We start from the raw sequence: 16,620 nt of genomic DNA on the forward strand, positions 1-16,620 counted from the left end.
ATGGTTCTCGTTGATTAATTTAGGAATAGAGCACTAACGCTCGCACAGGGTCTAATCGAGTTAGCTGAGCCAGTAACTCAGACATTTGATGGTGCAGTTCAGTTTTGTCTGGCGTATTACGCTGCGTTTTACCTCGTAACAATTGCAACTGGCGGGCTTTAACTTCAAACAGCGAATGAGGTTCCCAATCCGCGAGGCGCATCTGTTCAGCATTACGGTCTAATTCACGAAGTAAATTCAGTGCCAAATCATGACGAGCAAATTGTTCAGCCACTCTTGCCATCACTAATTGCAGTAACCATTTTTGACGGGAAGTTTGGATATTCGGGCGTGACATTAGCCATGCTAATGCGGCTTCAACGCCTTCGGTGTCAGCTTGAGTTAACGCTTCTTGTTCTAACGCGAATATTGAGTCGTTATCATCATCACTTGCGCCTTGAACAGGGATGTGATTGAGAGACTGAATATTCTCTTCCAGAATATGCTGTTTGATCCACGCTAAGGTGACTTCATCTGCGAAAGGTGTGCCATCTTCCCAAGCGAGATTTTCTAAACCTGGTAAGCGAAGTAAGAACTGCTTTAAATCAGAGGCAATCACTTCTGCCCAGCCATCCCATGGCGCAGGGGATTTACTCAATGCTTGGTGCAAGTACCATTGCACATCTAACCAAAAATGGTTAACCCCTTCTGCAAACAATCGATCTGCTTGTTCAGTGAGTTCGAGCCAATTTTGTTGCAGATATAAACGTTTTAGCTGGGCTTTGGCATCTGAGCGTGGTGGGGCTAATCGAGTACAACCTTGCTGATTTTGTGGGGGAGCTTGGTGTAGCGTATCCCAACGTACGGATTTCATCAGCCGATGACCCGATAACCAACCATTAGGCTGATTACGCAGATAATTGGCGAGCACTTTGGCTTGGTCAAGTAATTCTCGACCAGACTGAATAGGGGCGATAGGGCTGATACCGGTTGATGTTTGCTTCGTTGATATACTTTCTGTTGATTTAATATTTTGTGGAACAACACTATTCGCACCGCCAGATTGCGCAAGTCGATTTTCTAGTGCGCGTAGTAGTGGTGCAAGATTAGGGCGGTTTGCCTCATCCCATGTACTAAACTCATCCACAATCGAACTCAGTAGCGCCACAATACGTGCAAATTCGTTGCTATCAACTTCAGGATAAAGGGATAAACTGTCGATAACTCGCTGACCTGCCAACCATTCAATGGCTGATTTTCGGCTATTTGGGCGATTTGGTAGTAGGTCATCGTGGTAACGATGGAGTAATCCTGCCAGTAATCCTAATCCATCAGCTAAGCCCGTTTCACCTTCTCGATGTAAGCGCGCCCAAACATAGTAAGTGATCACGCGTGCGTCTTTACATACATGAGTTAAGAGATTTTCGGCGAGCGTACAGATTAACTCCGTATCTGAGCCTGATAACTTGTTGACTTCTTCTTTCATACGTTCGAAGTCATCGTCATAACCGGGGTCATTCCCCATTGGGTTTTCGGCGGTAATAGGCAGTAGCCAGCGCTCCCATAAAGCCACTTGTTGCTCAACAAGCTGGTTAGCAGCAAGCGGGTTTCCGGTAAAACAGGCTGTGCGTAAGGCAGTTAATAAAGGCATAGGTGATGTCCTATTGGGTCTAATCCAAGAAGATTTTTTCAGGTAGCACAAAGTTGCGTAGTTTTAACAGCGCCAGTGGGCCTTGACCCATTTCGGTGCGCAGCTGGTAATTGAGTGTATTGCCATCGGAGGTGGTCCACGACACGGTATAGCTACTGGTGCTTCCTGCATAAGGGGTAACTTGAGCCGCTTCAAGTAAGCGGATTAACCCCCAAACACCTCGATGATCTCGATAGAGGCGGGTGCCAGTGGAGGTGGTCATCCAAGTCAATGAGGCGCCTGAAGCGATAGTGTCGGCAGGCCACACAAAACGTTGCCACTCAGGGAATTGGTTATCGTAAGTGAGATTTTGCTTATCGACCACCAGTACCGTCTGCATCACCTGTTTACTGGTTCCCGGGCGCATTTCGAAGTACAGGCGAGCCTCTCCATTGGCGAAGGCCACATCGCCTAGCTCACTCAAGGTATTCATCGCCTGAATAAACTCAGGGTTAAAGCGTAATCCTTGCGCATTAGCACTATTCGGTACCCAGTGATGACCTTCTTTGCGTAAAACCCCTTGCAGACGGGTTTCTAGGAAACGTTGAATACGTCCGTTATCAGGGCGAAGATACTGCGCCATCAGAGGCAAAGAAATATCACTTTGCGTGTCTTTCAAGGGGTAGCGGCCGCCAAAGGCGTTGTTCCATTCATTGACAATGGCATTTTGCCATTCGCTATTGATCCCCTGAGCGGTTGGGGTGAGCAATTGTTGCCACGCCTGCGTCATCGGCTCCACTAACAGTGCATCGCCAAAAGGTTGCCACTCTTGCCCAAAACTGGCGGCAATTAAACTGCCCATGTCACGCGTTTGGGCAAAATCGACATTTTTACCGTCTAAAATACTTTGAGCGAAGGTTTGGGACATGGCTTGCGGGTCGGGGGCATTGACCACTTGCTGAAGTTTTAAGCGCACACGAGTAATACGGGTTAAATAGGCTTGTAAACTCAGGTTATCGCCAGTTTGTGAGGCGGCTTGAGGGTCAACAAAGTTCAGGACCGGGCCAAAAGTGTCTTCCAATGGTCCCGTAAAATCGGCTTTTTGGCTAATCACGGGTTTTTGTTCTTTGTTGAGCAGTTCTTTCGCCGAGTTAACAAACGAGTCGGCCAGTTTTTCTGCCTGACGCCCGGTTTTCCCTTGGTAGGCGAGGGTATTTAGCAGTGCAATGACCGGGGACTGGCGCACATCGCTCATTAAGGATAATTGGTCGATAGTATCGGATAAGCTTTCAGTATGGCGCCATTGCAGGCTATTGAGGAAGTTTAACCAGCTATTAGCAAAGTCAGCAAAATAGCGTTCAGTAAGCTGCTGTTTGAGCGCATCAGGCGAAATATCTTGGCTAAGTTCATGCTGGCTATCACTCAATACCCAGTCAATTTCATGACGGCGCGATTCAACCACTTTTTTGATGGCGGGTTGGATCGATTCTTCCCACGCTTTGCGGGTAAAAATACCCGGTACAAACTCTTCTGTCGTCAATAAAAAGTGGGCATCGGTATCGCCGGTCATATCATCTAAGGTCATATCGGGGAACTGATGTTGCGCTTGTCGTAACACTTCTTGATACAGTGTGGCACTTTCGCTGCGTTGACCAATTTGCCGCGTGAGTAAGGTACGGCTTTGATTAATCAGGTTATTGTTGGCGGTTAATTGCCATTCAGGGTGCGTCGGTAGCTGTTGGGCATAGAACATGAGTAACTCTTTGCCGAGAGTGTGCCATTCGCCTTCGTTCATTCCTTGCGGGACAGAAAGGGCAGTCAGAACGTGATTGGTGAAAAAAGCAGGCTCCATACGCTCTGGCGTACTCATCATGAGGTAAGTTTTTAAATCTTGATACGCACTTTGGGTGGCTTGGCGGCGTTCATCACTATTTGGCGATAATTGTGCATAAGCTTGTAACCGTTGCTCAAGTTGCTGACGGAGATTATCTTGCAGAGGAGGGAGTACCGTTTGTTGATACAGTGGCCATAAATGGGCTAATAATGGCTGATTGCTATTCAAGCCAAAATGCAGCCAAACAGGGACGGAGCTCTGTTCGCGATGCGTTAACAGCCCCAGAGTTTGCTGAAAGTCGTATTGGGCCTGAAGGCGTTCCGTTTCCGGTAATTGGTGGTTAGCGGCGACACTCGCACTTTGGTAGCTGTCTTCGATGAGTTGGCGATTGGCGAAGTAAGAGACAATCATACCGGCTCCCCACAAGGTCATGGCGGTGGCTGCGCCGTATTGAACGAGACGTTTTTTATCAAAGCCTAAAGCGGCCGGCTGTAAACCGGATGCCAGTTCAGATTGTACGTTTAACCAGCTTTGCCAGCGGGTATCGGGGTGCCAACTATTTGGCAAACGTTGCTGATTTAACGGATTGATAGACGGGCTAAATGCGATGCCAGAAAAAGGCAGCGTACGTGATGGGGTATTGAGTGGGGCTAATGCGGTCGCGAGCTGTTGGCTGCCACCGTTTTGTAAAAATTGGGCTAAAGCAAGCAGATAGGTGTGTTTCTGTTCGCGCAGTAACGCTTGGGTTCCGTTGCTCACAAGTGCGGGGATCAGGCTTAATAAGCTAGGCGATAGCGCCTCGGCAGGCATATTTTGCTCAGTCATGCAGAGGATAGCGGGCGTTTCAACCGCGCTGAGGGAGGGTTGGTCACTGACACTCCATACCCAAACAGGCGCACGCCAGCCGAGTTCTTGGAAGAGGTTTTGGATTGCACGCCCTGCATTGTGGGCAGTGGCCGCATTCAGGTTGGTAAAGTGAATGTTGCTGTCTAAAAGCTGGGATGAAATGCTGTTTTCCGTCACCCAAATCACACCATCGAGCGGACGACGTCGGCGCAGGTGTTTGAGGGTTTCTAGTCGCTCTGAATCGATAGAACTCCCGATATCGCCACCGTAGATAAGCAGGGTGCCATCACATTCTTGCCAGATTTCTTGGGTAAGATTTGGGGCAAGTTTTTCGACGGCGGAGTGGGAGCCGAGGAGAAGCTGGATAGAGACCTTGGAATGCCAGAAAGTGCCGTATATTTTTTTCATAGCTTGCGATAGTTCATCTGGCGTATTTTTATCATTAGATTTTTTTAGCCATTTATATTTATTTAAAAATGGTGTTATTGATGATAAAGATATTCGATGAGTCAAGTATAAATAAATTGGCCCCAGTAATAATAAAGCTAACCAAGAAATCACTGAATATAGGAAAATTGATTTATTAGAATATTGTGTTAAAAAGTAGTCGTTACCGATTAAGAAATAAAAACTACCTGCCAAAAATACTATTACGGTAATTACCAGTAAATAGCCAATAATTAGTGCACTTATTGGAACTGGATTACCTATTTTATTTTTCTTCATGACGGGAAATAACTCCAGCAAAATGTTTATTATCGATAATATTTGAGGTCCATCCGCAAGAATCGATGGAGTTTTGTATACAGTGCAAAACTCCCTGTGAGATGGCTAAAAAAGGGGATGTGAGGGATACGTCGCCGTAGTAAGGTGACAGATTATTATCAACACTGTTCCAGTCGCTAGATGTAAATGCCTCTGCGCTTTTATGATCCATTGAAATGGTGAGGGCGGGGGCTGATGGTAACCCAGCATAGCGTTTTAATTGGGATGTGAGGTCAGAAACACGTTCATTATCACAATCAATAGCCTCACAACGGTGGATCGCATAATTCCCTGTATTGCCGATTAACCAAAGAAAACCACTTTCAGACTGCACTACACGCTTGGGGTCATCATTGAGGTTGGTACCCGCGATAATTAACTTTTCATCATTATGGTGATGCTCATAATGGTTATCGATAATGTCGTCTATATCTTTAATTGAGTGAATAAAACCTTTAGAAATAGGCGAAGTGTTATATTGCTGAACAACTAAATTAGAAAAAACATTCAGAGCTGACTCTGAACCCAACCAGTAAATGTGTTTGATGTTTAAATTAGAGACGGGGTATTTTGTATCTAATTCATTGAATAATAATTTAGCCAGCATTTTATCTTTATTTTCTTTATTACTAATTAAAAGCGGATTGCATAAAACTTCTGTTTTATCGTTGATTTTAGGGAATGGTGGTACTGTTTTATTTCGAATTAACATTGCCCAATCCATCTGGTTGCGACCTAAGCTACCAATAATGATAGTATCGATAATGGGTAAATATTTTGACTGGTAACCCCACCATTCATTTTCATCTTTCTCAGTGACTGCAAAATACACATTTTTATGATAAATACGTATTTGGTAAATAAAGTAATAAATAGAAAATATCAGTAGATAAACAAGAACAGGTAGAATAAAACCAGTAAACCAAAAAAGTGTGGTTTTATTTGGTGTGTTTTTAGGCCAAAAAATATTAGTGATGAGTAAGAAGATAGAAATGATAATAAGGATACCTTGTCCCCACCGTTTCCAATTAATCGGGGGAACATTTGGCGGCTCAGGATAGTAAGGGGGCATCCTCATGGCTTGATATCCATCATCGAAAGTGAGCTGACCAGCGTGCAACCGCATGCACAGCGATGCCCATCTAGAGCGACTGGGTTACCATTCATGGATGAACCCGATGCCCCTTCCACGATAGTTGTGCGCCCATGACGGTTGCATACCGCGCTATCTCCAACACAGGCAACGGGTTTACCAAAGGCAAGGTATTGACCTGATAGCACGCTTCCGCCATAAGGCTTTAATGTATCACCAACACGAATAACATTTTTCATTACAATTACCCTACCTTTAATAGTTTATTTGGTTCAACGGATTGACTAAGAACATCAATGATCCCTTGTGAATAGTTATAAGCAGTTTGAGTTTGTGTAATTTTAAATACGTCACTGGTATCTTGAGTTGGCTGAAATAATTCAGAGGCATTATCAATAAAAGGAATGCTTAGGCCAGTAGCAATATCAACCACCTCATATTCCAATGAAAGTAGTCCAACGGTACCACTGATGCCCCCCAGTACGCCTTTGATGTCTTTTTGTTTAACGGTATAAATGGCGCCCCCCACAAGGGTGGCAACACCAATCAGTTGCCCTGCGAATGCAATAGGGGAAAGGAATTTATTGGTTTCATTACCCGCATAGATCATCCGATAACGGAAATACCCAGCCCAAGGCTCACGGGTGCCTAATTCAAAATGCATAAACCAAGCCCGAGAATCGTGGATTTGGTCATCAAATAGCGTACTCACAAGGGCCATATCCGCGTGCTGGTTGACGGGGAAACCGCGGCCGTTATCATAAATTTTATCCCCTGACGTTTTCATGCGCTCATATTCAAGGCGTTCGTCATCGGAATTGAGTAAATACATAGTGTATTTAAATAAGGTATCAACTGGGAAGTCGAAGGAGCCAGTATGTTGGCGAATTTTCCCGTCATAGTCGTGCCTAAATTCGGTCGCGGCCTCTGCAATTTGGGTTTTATCCCGTTTGCTTTCAAAAAGCGGCGAGCCGGCTAAGTTATCAAACCCAAAATCCACCGGTTCTAACCGTTTTTCGTTTGTCTCTGGGTCAGTGACTTCGTGAGTAATAATATTGCCTCTGTCATCAGTCACTGGGGCTGAATACCCTTCCATCCCCATAGCTTTGGCTTGTTTCTGCAAGTCATTTTTGGTTTTTTGCGTTTGGGCACTTTTGGCTTTTTCGTCTTTAATATTCTTACCGTCGCCCGTACCGTCTTTTGGCCACTCTTCGGCGTGTTGGTAAAAAGGTAGGCTGCGGTAGCGCGCTTTGGCATACCGGTCGATACGCCATGCGGTCATCCATGCCATTTGCTGTTCGATGATCTCCTCCAAAGGGTGACCAAGGCTGACGGGTTGGTACTCAATGGCGGCTTCCCCTGTGTTGCTTTGCCCTAGGGTAAGGGCACGCCAAGCATTAAAGCGTGCGATTAAAATTGGGTTGATTTTGAATAATTGAGCTACTTTGGGCTCCATTGGGGGAACCAGCGGGGTGTTATCGGTATTCAGGGGCGCATCTTCGGTCACAGTGGTGCACAGGGGGGCGCCCACCTTAAAGGCCTCAGAATAGAGGTCATGGAGGACAATTTGCGATAATAGGTGATCAGCCCCTTCGCGGGCTTTTCCTTGGTCATTAAGGGGGTAGCCCCCACCCACATCAGAGTGCATTCCTGGGTAAACCATTTCATGGGTATGAGGGGGGTAGGCGCGGTGCCCTTTGCTAAAACCGTCTTTAATTGCTGGGCGGCGCACGGTGTCCAGTGGGAAACACAACCGCTGTTCGTGGGCCGCCACAAAATGGCGGCAACACCGCACAAACTCAGGGTAGCGTTTTTCATCAGGTAATTGTTGGGTGTCATTCGCCCAATCAAAATGCCCCGTAAAGGCAGGGACCAAATGCACAATTCCCACCGAGGGCACGGTGTCTAAAATACCTAAAAATTCGATGGATAAAGGCAGGCTAGCGAGGGTTTGTTGGGGTAACTCGGCTCCGTTAGGGGTATCTAAGTCAAACAGTTGCGCCACCCAATGGATAAACGCCCGTGCTTCTGCTGCCCCCCGTGAAAAGCCGTACACATACAGTTTTATCGCTAAAGCTTTCGGTTTTTGGCTTAATAGTGCGGCAATTTTTTCGGCGTTGAGGAGGTCGGCAATCACCTGTTTACGACCCGCAGCCCCATCCAAAGGCCAGACTGTGGTCATTTTATCTAAGCACGTTCTCAACGTGTCATTAGCGAGTTTTTCTTTGCCGGCAGATAGGTACAGGCTATTAACTAACATCAATAAGGCCCAATTAATGCGGTTTTCGCCCCCAGTGGCATAGGTTAACCCGCTACTGGAAAAATTATATTCGCCAATTTCGGGAAAGGCGGTGCCCACGCCGGGCATATAATATTTAAAGTATTCGCGTAATTTTTTAGGTTTGGTAAGTTGATCCTCATAAGTGGCCTCAAAAAGCCGGGCAATATTGGTAGGGTGAGGTGGCTCGGCAATTTCAAGGTCATTTTTTTTATTGTTGTTGGTGCCATCAAAAAAGAAACTGATATGCAAGGTTTTGCTGCAGCTTGGCCCTAAATTGGCATTATAGCGGCGGTTATTTTCAAGGTTAAAGGCGTTATGCTCTTTTTTACGCAGCTGGTAGTTGGCCGTAAGCTGTTTGCGCGAAAGTTCTAATCGACCATCTTGGGGGAACTCCGCCGGTCCCCAAACAGGTTGCGCATTGGTTATTTCGGACATACGGCAGGCTCCTTCATATTAATCGGTTCTTGAATCGGATATTCAGGGTCAAGGTAGCTATAACAAGAGGTGGTCACTTTGACTTGGTTGCAGGGTAAAAAATGGACATCTAAGCCACAGGCCGTTTTACTGTCATACTCAGGGATCGGCACACTGACTTCATGCTGGGTGCTGTATTGGTCAAGTTCGGCTTCCCAACGCTTATAAGCCTCGACTTGGCTAAATTTCGGCATGGGGGACAGTTTGCTTTTATCCAAACTTTCCCATTTTACTCTGGCATGTAAGCCGGGCGTCCATTTAGCGGGGAGCAGCACGCAACATTGCACGCCCCCGACACTGACTCTTGAGCCATTGACTGAAAATGAGGTAATGCTGCCAAGTGTGTGGTTATAGCCACTCAGCCCCGCCGCCATGGGCTGGTTTTTGCTAGCCGCAAGGGAGCAGCCAGATAACAGTAAAACCAGCGTGCAAAGGGTGGCAGTGATAGCCCCGTGAATCGCCATTGGGCGTGAGGTTATTTCGGACATACGGCAGGCTCCTTCATATCCATCGGTTCGTTAATTGGGTAGCCAACAGAGCCATAGCTTTGACACGAAGTGGTCACTTTGACTTGGTTGCAGGGTAAAAAATGCACTTTCATACTGCAGGCGGTATCTGCGTCATACTCAGGGATCGGCACACTGACTTCATGCTGGGTGCTGTATTGGTCAAGTTCGGCTTCCCAACGCTTATAAGCCTCGACTTGGCTAAATTTCGGCATGGGGGACAGTTTGCTTTTATCCAAACTTTCCCATTTTACTCTGGCATGTAAGCCGGGCGTCCATTTAGCGGGGAGCAGCACGCAACATTGCACGCCCCCGACACTGACTCTTGAGCCATTGACTGAAAAAGAGGTAATGCTGCCAAGTGTGTGGTTATAGCCACTCAGCCCCGCCGCCATGGGCTGGTTTTTACTGTTTCTAAAGCTATTTGAGCAACCAGAAATAAGTAGGGTACTGCATAAGTAAATTACAGCTAAATCAGAAATGGTCATCTTTATAAATGGCACGGCCTTCAAGGTATGAAACTCAACTTATTGCTTTGGTGTTGCAGTGGCGAATGCGGGTAGATGTTGAAGAACATAATCATCGGTATTACCAATAAAATCACTTTCATATGCTTGTAAAGTGAGGGTATAGAGCAGATCAAAATTTTCTTCTCGAGTTAAGTGGGGATTTTCAAAATCAGACAAAAACATTAATCTCACTGCATCACTAATACAGCCTATTTTGGTGAGCTGATTGATATCAAGTGTCAGAGTGGGAGGCGTTTGCTTTTCAACATCGATAAAAAAGGTGCCTTCTAGCCAGCGCATTTCTCCATCTTTATCTATCCAATTCCACATATAGGCAAGTTGGCTGAAATAACGGGCTTCATTCTCATTTAAAATGTGCTTAATCAGTTCAGGGAAAATACGGGGGTCATAGAAGCGTAAAATGCCAGTTCGGTTTTCCCATTTAATTTCAACCAGCGCCTGTAGAAATTTAGCAAGAGAATCAAAAGGTAATAGTGAAACAGCCACCAAAATTCGAGAGGAATGGTAGTAGTGGGCTAAAATCTCCGTTAAATAAATAACATGCATACCGTTATCCCACTTAAAGCGAATAAGTAGGGGGGAATCTTCAATAAAAACCTCTTCAGGCATGCCAGTGAACAGGGAAAGCCATTTGATGTCATCCCCTAGCATTTTTAATGCTGGAATAAAAGACTGAGATAAGCCTGCTTGGTCAATGATGATGTCGATATGGGTATTTTGTGCTTGAGCACTTATGGCTCGTAGTTTTTCTAGCCAAGCACCAACGAGTTCGTTGGATACACGATTTGGTATATTATTCACGGAATGCCACTCCTGTTACATTTTTAAGTGCTTCTTGCAAACATTCTTTACAAACAGACTGTGGCAAGTCAGGTAATGGGAAATCTTGACCTTGGGGACCATCCCATACGTGTTGGCCTTTTAGGCTGATACGGCTTGGGCTGTGTATTTCGATTTGTCCATCGGGAGCAATGCGGATATAGCCACCGCCGCAACCTAAAGTTATGCCATTTTTTGCGGTGAGCTGAATATGCCCTTGGGTTGATTGCACTGTGATATCCTTAAGTGCAATTGCATCAAGCTTATCGGCGTGTGACTCTATTTCGAAAGGGCCATTACCCGAGACGAAACGAACCCCTTCTTTTTGTGAAAGTAATGAAATCTTTTGGCTCGCATTGATACTGATGTGTTCACCACTGGCAATGTGCATTTCACCCATACTTTGGGCGTAATGTGCTTGCGCACTTTGCAATAAAATAGACTGCTCAGTGACTAACCCAATGCCATCAGTGGCATGCATTAAAACGGCTGGGGAGGCTAAGTTTTCGGCATTTTCTTGGAGTGCTTTTAAGCTATCTTGCTCTGGTGGTGCATTTTTATGCTGTTTGGTTATCTCCCCCCAGTTGGTTAATTGATTATTAGCGCCTTTTAATAATGAGATAGCAGGTGCCATCGCCAACACATCCCCACCGGCTTTATCCTGCTTATCGGTGGTAATAAACAACCCTTTACCCGCACGGATCGCGCCCCAGCTGTCGGTGCGTAACTCAAAACCATCACCACGCTGTTCGCGTTCGGTATTCACCAAATGCCCCAGGTTTAACTGGGTTTTTCCGCCATATTCGGTGCTGAGCTTAATATGCTCTTGCCCGCGTTTATCTTCCATGCGCAGTTTGTTATTCGCAGGTGTGCGGATCACATTGCGGGTGTTATTTTTATCCGTCACGTGGTCGGGGTGGCGGGAGTCATGCAGCGCGTGAGCAATATAAGGACGGTCTGGGTCACCTTCATGGAAGGCGATAGCGACTTCAGTCCCTTGAATTAGCGGGAAATGCATCCCATACGTATCGCCGGCGTAGGGTTTCGCCAAACGCACGGGCATGCTTTCATAGCCCTTGGTTTTTTCATCTCTGTCTGCATCGAATTTCACCCAATAAAAGCCGTGTTCATTTTGGTGGGCATAAATATCGTGGTCTTTTGCACTGGTGACACGCGCCATTAATGTTCCGGCAATCACAGGGCGCGGTTTAAGGGCAGGGCGCCAACACAGTGCTTCGGTGTAAGGCACCGCGTCAAAGCGAACAGTTAGCGCTTTATCTCGGCTGGCGGTAAAGCGTAGGCGAGTAATTAGAATTGGTGATTTGAATACGCTGGGTAACGTCGAACTGAGCGGGTTATCTTGAATACTTAGCACTAATAATGGCGTCAGGTCTGCAGCGCTACTTTCTCCGCGTAGTAAAGTCTGACGAGCTAAAAAGCGCTCGTGGTCGAGTTTTGCCCAGAAGTTAGCGGTTTCAGTTTCAGGGCGAATTTTATCCCCGCGGGTGAGGTGGCGGCCTTTATAGTGATAAACATCGCCGTAGTTGGTCTTTTCGCCATCACCGCGCGTCATGTCCGCGACGGCGGAGATTAACGTATCTTCCGCCAGTCGGTGGTTATAATCTTTGGCAAACACAGAGCTTTCGACCACTTGATGACGTAACGATAACCCCCAAACACTGTCGACATGTTTATCGCTTAGCCCTGAGGGACTATTTAATGGCAGCGTTTTGTCATACACATAACCGCGTTGGCTGTCCGTAAAATGCAGAACTTCTGTTTGTGTTTCATCTTGTAAACTAAAGCGATAAAAAATCCCCACTTCACTCAATAAACGCTCAATAAATTGGCGGTCGCTTTCATTAATTTGGTTGATTTGTTCGCGTTTTGGGTAGGCTTTTTCGAGATGAAATTCGAACTCCCAGCCTTTGAAATTATGTTCCCGCAAAATTTGTTCAACTACTTGCGGCACAGATTGGTTGATAAAGAAACGGTGGCTGCGAATTTGATGACGGAGTAGGGCAAAAAAGGGTTCGATAACTAACTGATAGCGTGCTTCATCCGCAGAGCCGGAGAGGCGACGAAAATCTGTAACCACGCCATGAACGCGCTTGGCAACGCTCGGTTGAGTGGCGAGCCCCATTAGGTTATTTATTGGTGCCGAAAAGGTCAGGCTAGCATTGCGGCGTAGCAGTTGTTGTGGCAAAAGGTCTTGGGCAGAACAAGTAAACGTAATTTGGTAGCGATAGGTGTCGCTAGCGGCTTCACGCCCGGTAAAATGTTCAACGTCCAGTAAATCTGAGCAGCCTTGGACTTCTAGGCGATAGCGGTTTTGGCCTTGAAGGATGTTTTTGGCTGTGTCGAGTAGGCTCATGGGGTTACTCCATCAGTATGTGTCGTTTATTTGCTATTTGCGATATCACGCATTTTGATAATCATGCCTCGGTGTGCGGCTTCTTCATGCGCTTTAATCACTTCGCGAATAAGAACGATCACTTTGTTTGTCGCAGGGGGTAATTGACTATCATCAAAAGGGATTTTTTGACCCGTTTTTGTGTTGTATAAGCGCAACCCATAAGTGGGTAGGTAATAAAATGCCAGTAAGCCAGTTGGGGTCATTGGGATACCCTGAGCTTTTTCGGGCGTGATTAGGCGTAATGATTTATTCCAATTATCACCAAAATAAATCATACGGGATAAAAAATAACTAGAGTAGGGTTCGCGAATTCCACTTTCAGAATGCATAAACCAAGCACGAGAGTCATGAATGTAATCATCAAATAAGGCGATGACTTTAGCCGTTTCAGGCGATTTAGCGATCCCCTTCATTTGGGGGTAAATAACGCTTTTATAAACATCATCGCTGATTTCTTTGAGTTTTTCATATTCCCTACGCTCATCTTGATTCGTGAGCATATAAACCGTTTCGACCAGTTCGTCATCGATGAGTTGTAATAAATAGGACATCCCGCTGACGATAATGGGAAAACTGTGCTTGGGCAATGATTCACAGTTTGCAAACTCGCCAAGATAGGGCTGTGTATCACGAATGCAGTCCGCTTGTGTTCGACGAGAAGATATATCAATTAAGGGTTCAGGGCGAGGGACATCGTGATAATCCGCGGTAAACTCTAACGCGGCTTCCCACAGTTGCCCTCTAGCATTGGTGGCATCAAAGGTTGGCGTCCCCACATTGGTGGCAACCCAGTTGTCTAAGTTATCCCGCATGGCTTTTTGTTCTTTATCCCGTAATTCCGCTATTCCTTTAATTTCCTGCTCGGTATCGTAATATTCCTCTGTCAGTGCATCCACGGCTTGGTGACCAAAATCGGGTTCATAGGGTTGCGCGGTGATTTTAGCGTGCTGCGGCGCCTGTTGGAAAAACGGCTGCTGGGTAAGGTTGATTGACGAATGGGGCTGAGAGGCATAACGGCCTATTCGCCAAGCGGTGATAAGAACCAGCTGTACCTCAATAGCCCGTTCAATATCGGCATCGATAAAACGTGGCGGGCAATAACTTTGCTCAGGGGTTTTCGCCGTCGCCTCTGTGGTATCCGGCAGCGTGTAAGTAACCCAATGATTAAATTTGTCGATTAAAGGAAGGCTAACGTTGAATTCCTCTGCAGAAGATGGTGGCATTTCTCTAAACAAATAGCGTGATTGCACATCCGGATGCAGTAAGTTAAAACTGGTTTCACTCAGCGCCAAGGGCGCTCCCGCATCAATGGCAGCGGCATACATATCATGCAGGGCAATTTGCGATAGTAATTCATCATCCCCATTTAGTGACTTACCTTGGTCGCCTACAGGGTAAGCCCCCCCCACATCAGAGTGCATGCCCGGGTAAATAATTTCATAGCTATTTGGCGGGTAATTTCCTTCGGGGGTCCGAATAGAATCTAAGCAGAACGCCTGACGTTGTTCGTGAGCCGCAGTAAAGTGATAACAACATTTCACTAAATCGGACTTTGGTAACTGCTGCGTTCCCCCCGCCCAACCATTATGACCGGTCATCATCGGCACGGTATTGGCCATGCCAACCGCGGCCACGGTATCAAATAAGCCTAAAAACTCCACCGAAACGGGAATGCCGTATAAATGCCCTTTAACATGTTCAGGGTTGGTATATTGAGCAGAGTCATGGGAGTAGGATAATAACCTTTCTAACCAATAGACAAAGGTACGGGCTTCGGCAGAGCCACGAGAAAACCCATAGATATACAGTTTTAACGCCACTAATTTAGGCATATGCCTTAACAGTTTATCTCGTATCCCACTCAGTAACTCGAAAATGCCTTCAAGAGGGTTGTAATCATTTGTTTTAGTATAGGCGTTATTTGCCTTTCGGGAGCTAATTTTTCTTAATACGCGCCGGCGTTCGGCAGTGGTTATCTCAGTTTTATTCACTTCATAATATAACGTATTGCAGACATTGATTAACGCCCAAGTAATTCGGTCTTCCCCTCCGGAAGCAAAGGTTAACCCACTGCTGTAATATTCATTGGTGCCAATTTCGGGAAATGGCGTGCCCACCCCCGGTAAATAATAAGCAAAGAATCCAGACTGCATAGCTCTAAAATCATTAGGAGCACAAGCATGGTAAAGCTTAGCTACATTGGAGGGGTGTGGCGGTTTGGCTTTTTTAGTGTCATAGGGTTCATTATTATTGGTGCCATCAAAAAACAGGCTTACATGCAAGCTTTTGCAGCAAGGGTTGCGGTTTTTTTTAGGAAAGCCCTTGCGGTGTTCAACCTCTTTACTTTCAATTTTACCCATATTGGCTTCCAGAGCTTTTCTTGAAAGGGGTAAACGACCTTGTTCTGGAAACCGTGGTGGCGACCAACAAGGGTCGCCCTGCGTTAAGCGGTGACTGACAGATTCAATTTTCTTAATGGAGAGAAGGCCGGTTTTAAGTGCTCCTTTAAGTGCTTCTTTCGTTATCGGGTTTATTATGATGTTGCTGGGCATTCGGCAGGCTCCTCCATTTGATTAGGTTCTTTTATTGGATAATCCGGATGACGAGTAGCCAAACACGACAAGGTGATCTTCACCTCTTGGCAGGGTAAAAAATGCACTTTGACATCACAGGCGTCATCATATTGCGGGATGGGCACCACCTTGCGGTAGTGGCGATAATTGGCTTTGTGTTTCACCATATAGGCCTTAAACGCAGGGTCGGTGACCCCAGGCATATCTCCAGGTCTTGAATTTGGGTCAACCTCCCACTCCACGACCACGGTTTGGTTGGGTGTCCATTTTTCGGGCACCATAACACAGCAGACACCGACTGCCCCTCGCCCTCGGGCGCCATTGACGGTGTACCAATTAACATAAGTGTCTTTGACATGGTTAAAGCCCCAAATATTGGCGGGCAGCATGTTGGTTTTTTTCTCCGGTGAGCAGGCGGTTAAGGCCAGTAACACAATTAAAACGGAACCGATAAGAGATATTTTTTTCATCCCAACCTCACTGAGCAAGTGGTGTGCTCGCGTTGGTTGGACATTCGGCGGGCTCCTCTTGGTCTAAAGGAGCTTGAATTGGGTAGTCAGGGTGCCAAGGAGCCAAACACGACAAGGTGATCTTCACCTCTTGGCAGGGTAAAAAATGCACTTTGACATCACAAGCGTCATCATATTGCGGGATGGGCACCACCTTGCGGTAGTGGCGATAATTGGCTTTGTGTTTCACCATATAGGCTTTAAATGCAGGGTCGGTGACCCCAGGCATATCTCCAGGTCTTGAATTTGGGTCAACCTCCCACTCCACCACCACGGTTTGGTTGGGCGTCCATTTTTCGGGCACCATAACACAGCAGACACCGACTGCGCCTCGCCCTTGGGCGCCATTGACGGTGTACCAATTA

Annotated in this window: 12 protein-coding genes; all 12 read right to left on the reverse strand. The window is 46.3% G+C overall.

The window, feature by feature from the left end:
• Positions 1 to 19 precede the first annotated feature (19 nt).
• A complete protein-coding gene (gene tssA / locus ACPEH5_RS00115) occupies positions 20 to 1,630 on the reverse strand; it encodes a type VI secretion system protein TssA (RefSeq protein ID WP_281111355.1) in 1,611 nt (536 codons plus the stop codon).
• Positions 1,631 to 1,649: 19 nt separating this feature from the next.
• Positions 1,650 to 5,015, reverse strand: a complete 3,366-nt coding sequence (locus ACPEH5_RS00120; protein ID WP_281111354.1) for an ImcF-related family protein — start codon at positions 5,013 to 5,015, stop codon at positions 1,650 to 1,652.
• Positions 5,002 to 6,132 carry a hypothetical protein gene (locus tag ACPEH5_RS00125; RefSeq protein ID WP_281111353.1) on the reverse strand — a complete coding sequence of 377 codons (1,131 nt, stop codon included), beginning with the start codon at positions 6,130 to 6,132 and terminating at the stop codon, positions 5,002 to 5,004. Before ACPEH5_RS00125 ends, ACPEH5_RS00120 begins: the two co-directional genes overlap by 14 nt.
• Positions 6,129 to 6,386: a PAAR domain-containing protein gene (locus tag ACPEH5_RS00130; RefSeq protein ID WP_166686770.1), complete on the reverse strand. Its 258-nt coding sequence runs from the start codon at positions 6,384 to 6,386 to the stop codon at positions 6,129 to 6,131. The genes ACPEH5_RS00125 and ACPEH5_RS00130 overlap by 4 nt, the downstream gene beginning before the upstream one ends.
• A gap of 5 nt (positions 6,387 to 6,391) precedes the next feature.
• Complete coding sequence (locus ACPEH5_RS00135; protein ID WP_281111352.1) at positions 6,392 to 8,863, reverse strand: T6SS phospholipase effector Tle1-like catalytic domain-containing protein; 2,472 nt, start codon at positions 8,861 to 8,863, stop codon at positions 6,392 to 6,394.
• A complete protein-coding gene (locus ACPEH5_RS00140; protein ID WP_217008158.1) occupies positions 8,851 to 9,390 on the reverse strand; it encodes a DUF3304 domain-containing protein in 540 nt (179 codons plus the stop codon). Before ACPEH5_RS00140 ends, ACPEH5_RS00135 begins: the two co-directional genes overlap by 13 nt.
• Entirely contained in the window at positions 9,378 to 9,911 is a 534-nt protein-coding gene (locus tag ACPEH5_RS00145; protein WP_226693257.1) for a DUF3304 domain-containing protein, read from the reverse strand. Before ACPEH5_RS00145 ends, ACPEH5_RS00140 begins: the two co-directional genes overlap by 13 nt.
• Positions 9,912 to 9,935: 24 nt before the next feature.
• A complete protein-coding gene (locus ACPEH5_RS00150; protein ID WP_210786584.1) occupies positions 9,936 to 10,739 on the reverse strand; it encodes a DUF4123 domain-containing protein in 804 nt (267 codons plus the stop codon).
• Complete coding sequence (locus ACPEH5_RS00155) at positions 10,732 to 13,131, reverse strand: type VI secretion system Vgr family protein (RefSeq protein WP_281111351.1); 2,400 nt, start codon at positions 13,129 to 13,131, stop codon at positions 10,732 to 10,734. Before ACPEH5_RS00155 ends, ACPEH5_RS00150 begins: the two co-directional genes overlap by 8 nt.
• Before the next feature lie 26 nt (positions 13,132 to 13,157).
• Positions 13,158 to 15,725: a T6SS phospholipase effector Tle1-like catalytic domain-containing protein gene (locus ACPEH5_RS00160; protein ID WP_281111350.1), complete on the reverse strand. Its 2,568-nt coding sequence runs from the start codon at positions 15,723 to 15,725 to the stop codon at positions 13,158 to 13,160.
• Positions 15,707 to 16,216 (reverse strand): DUF3304 domain-containing protein, encoded by a 510-nt coding sequence (locus tag ACPEH5_RS00165; RefSeq protein ID WP_423727005.1) that lies wholly within the window; start codon positions 16,214 to 16,216, stop codon positions 15,707 to 15,709. Before ACPEH5_RS00165 ends, ACPEH5_RS00160 begins: the two co-directional genes overlap by 19 nt.
• Positions 16,217 to 16,223: 7 nt before the next feature.
• Positions 16,224 to 16,620: DUF3304 domain-containing protein (locus ACPEH5_RS00170; RefSeq protein WP_423727006.1), on the reverse strand; the 397-nt coding region annotated here is incomplete at its 5' end.

The sequence above is a fragment of the Providencia sp. NPDC089933 genome, assembly GCF_049545585.1.
In the GTDB taxonomy this organism is placed as follows: domain Bacteria; phylum Pseudomonadota; class Gammaproteobacteria; order Enterobacterales; family Enterobacteriaceae; genus Providencia; species Providencia huashanensis.

Coding starts and splice junctions, on each gene's coding strand:
- tssA (WP_281111355.1), bottom strand. CDS start 1,630: ATGCCTTTATTAACTGCCTTACGCACAGCCTGTTTTACCGGAAACCCG.
- ACPEH5_RS00120 (WP_281111354.1), bottom strand. CDS start 5,015: ATGAAGAAAAATAAAATAGGTAATCCAGTTCCAATAAGTGCACTAATT.
- ACPEH5_RS00125 (WP_281111353.1), bottom strand. CDS start 6,132: ATGAGGATGCCCCCTTACTATCCTGAGCCGCCAAATGTTCCCCCGATT.
- ACPEH5_RS00130 (WP_166686770.1), bottom strand. CDS start 6,386: ATGAAAAATGTTATTCGTGTTGGTGATACATTAAAGCCTTATGGCGGA.
- ACPEH5_RS00135 (WP_281111352.1), bottom strand. CDS start 8,863: ATGTCCGAAATAACCAATGCGCAACCTGTTTGGGGACCGGCGGAGTTC.
- ACPEH5_RS00140 (WP_217008158.1), bottom strand. CDS start 9,390: ATGTCCGAAATAACCTCACGCCCAATGGCGATTCACGGGGCTATCACT.
- ACPEH5_RS00155 (WP_281111351.1), bottom strand. CDS start 13,131: ATGAGCCTACTCGACACAGCCAAAAACATCCTTCAAGGCCAAAACCGC.
- ACPEH5_RS00160 (WP_281111350.1), bottom strand. CDS start 15,725: ATGCCCAGCAACATCATAATAAACCCGATAACGAAAGAAGCACTTAAA.
- ACPEH5_RS00165 (WP_423727005.1), bottom strand. CDS start 16,216: ATGAAAAAAATATCTCTTATCGGTTCCGTTTTAATTGTGTTACTGGCC.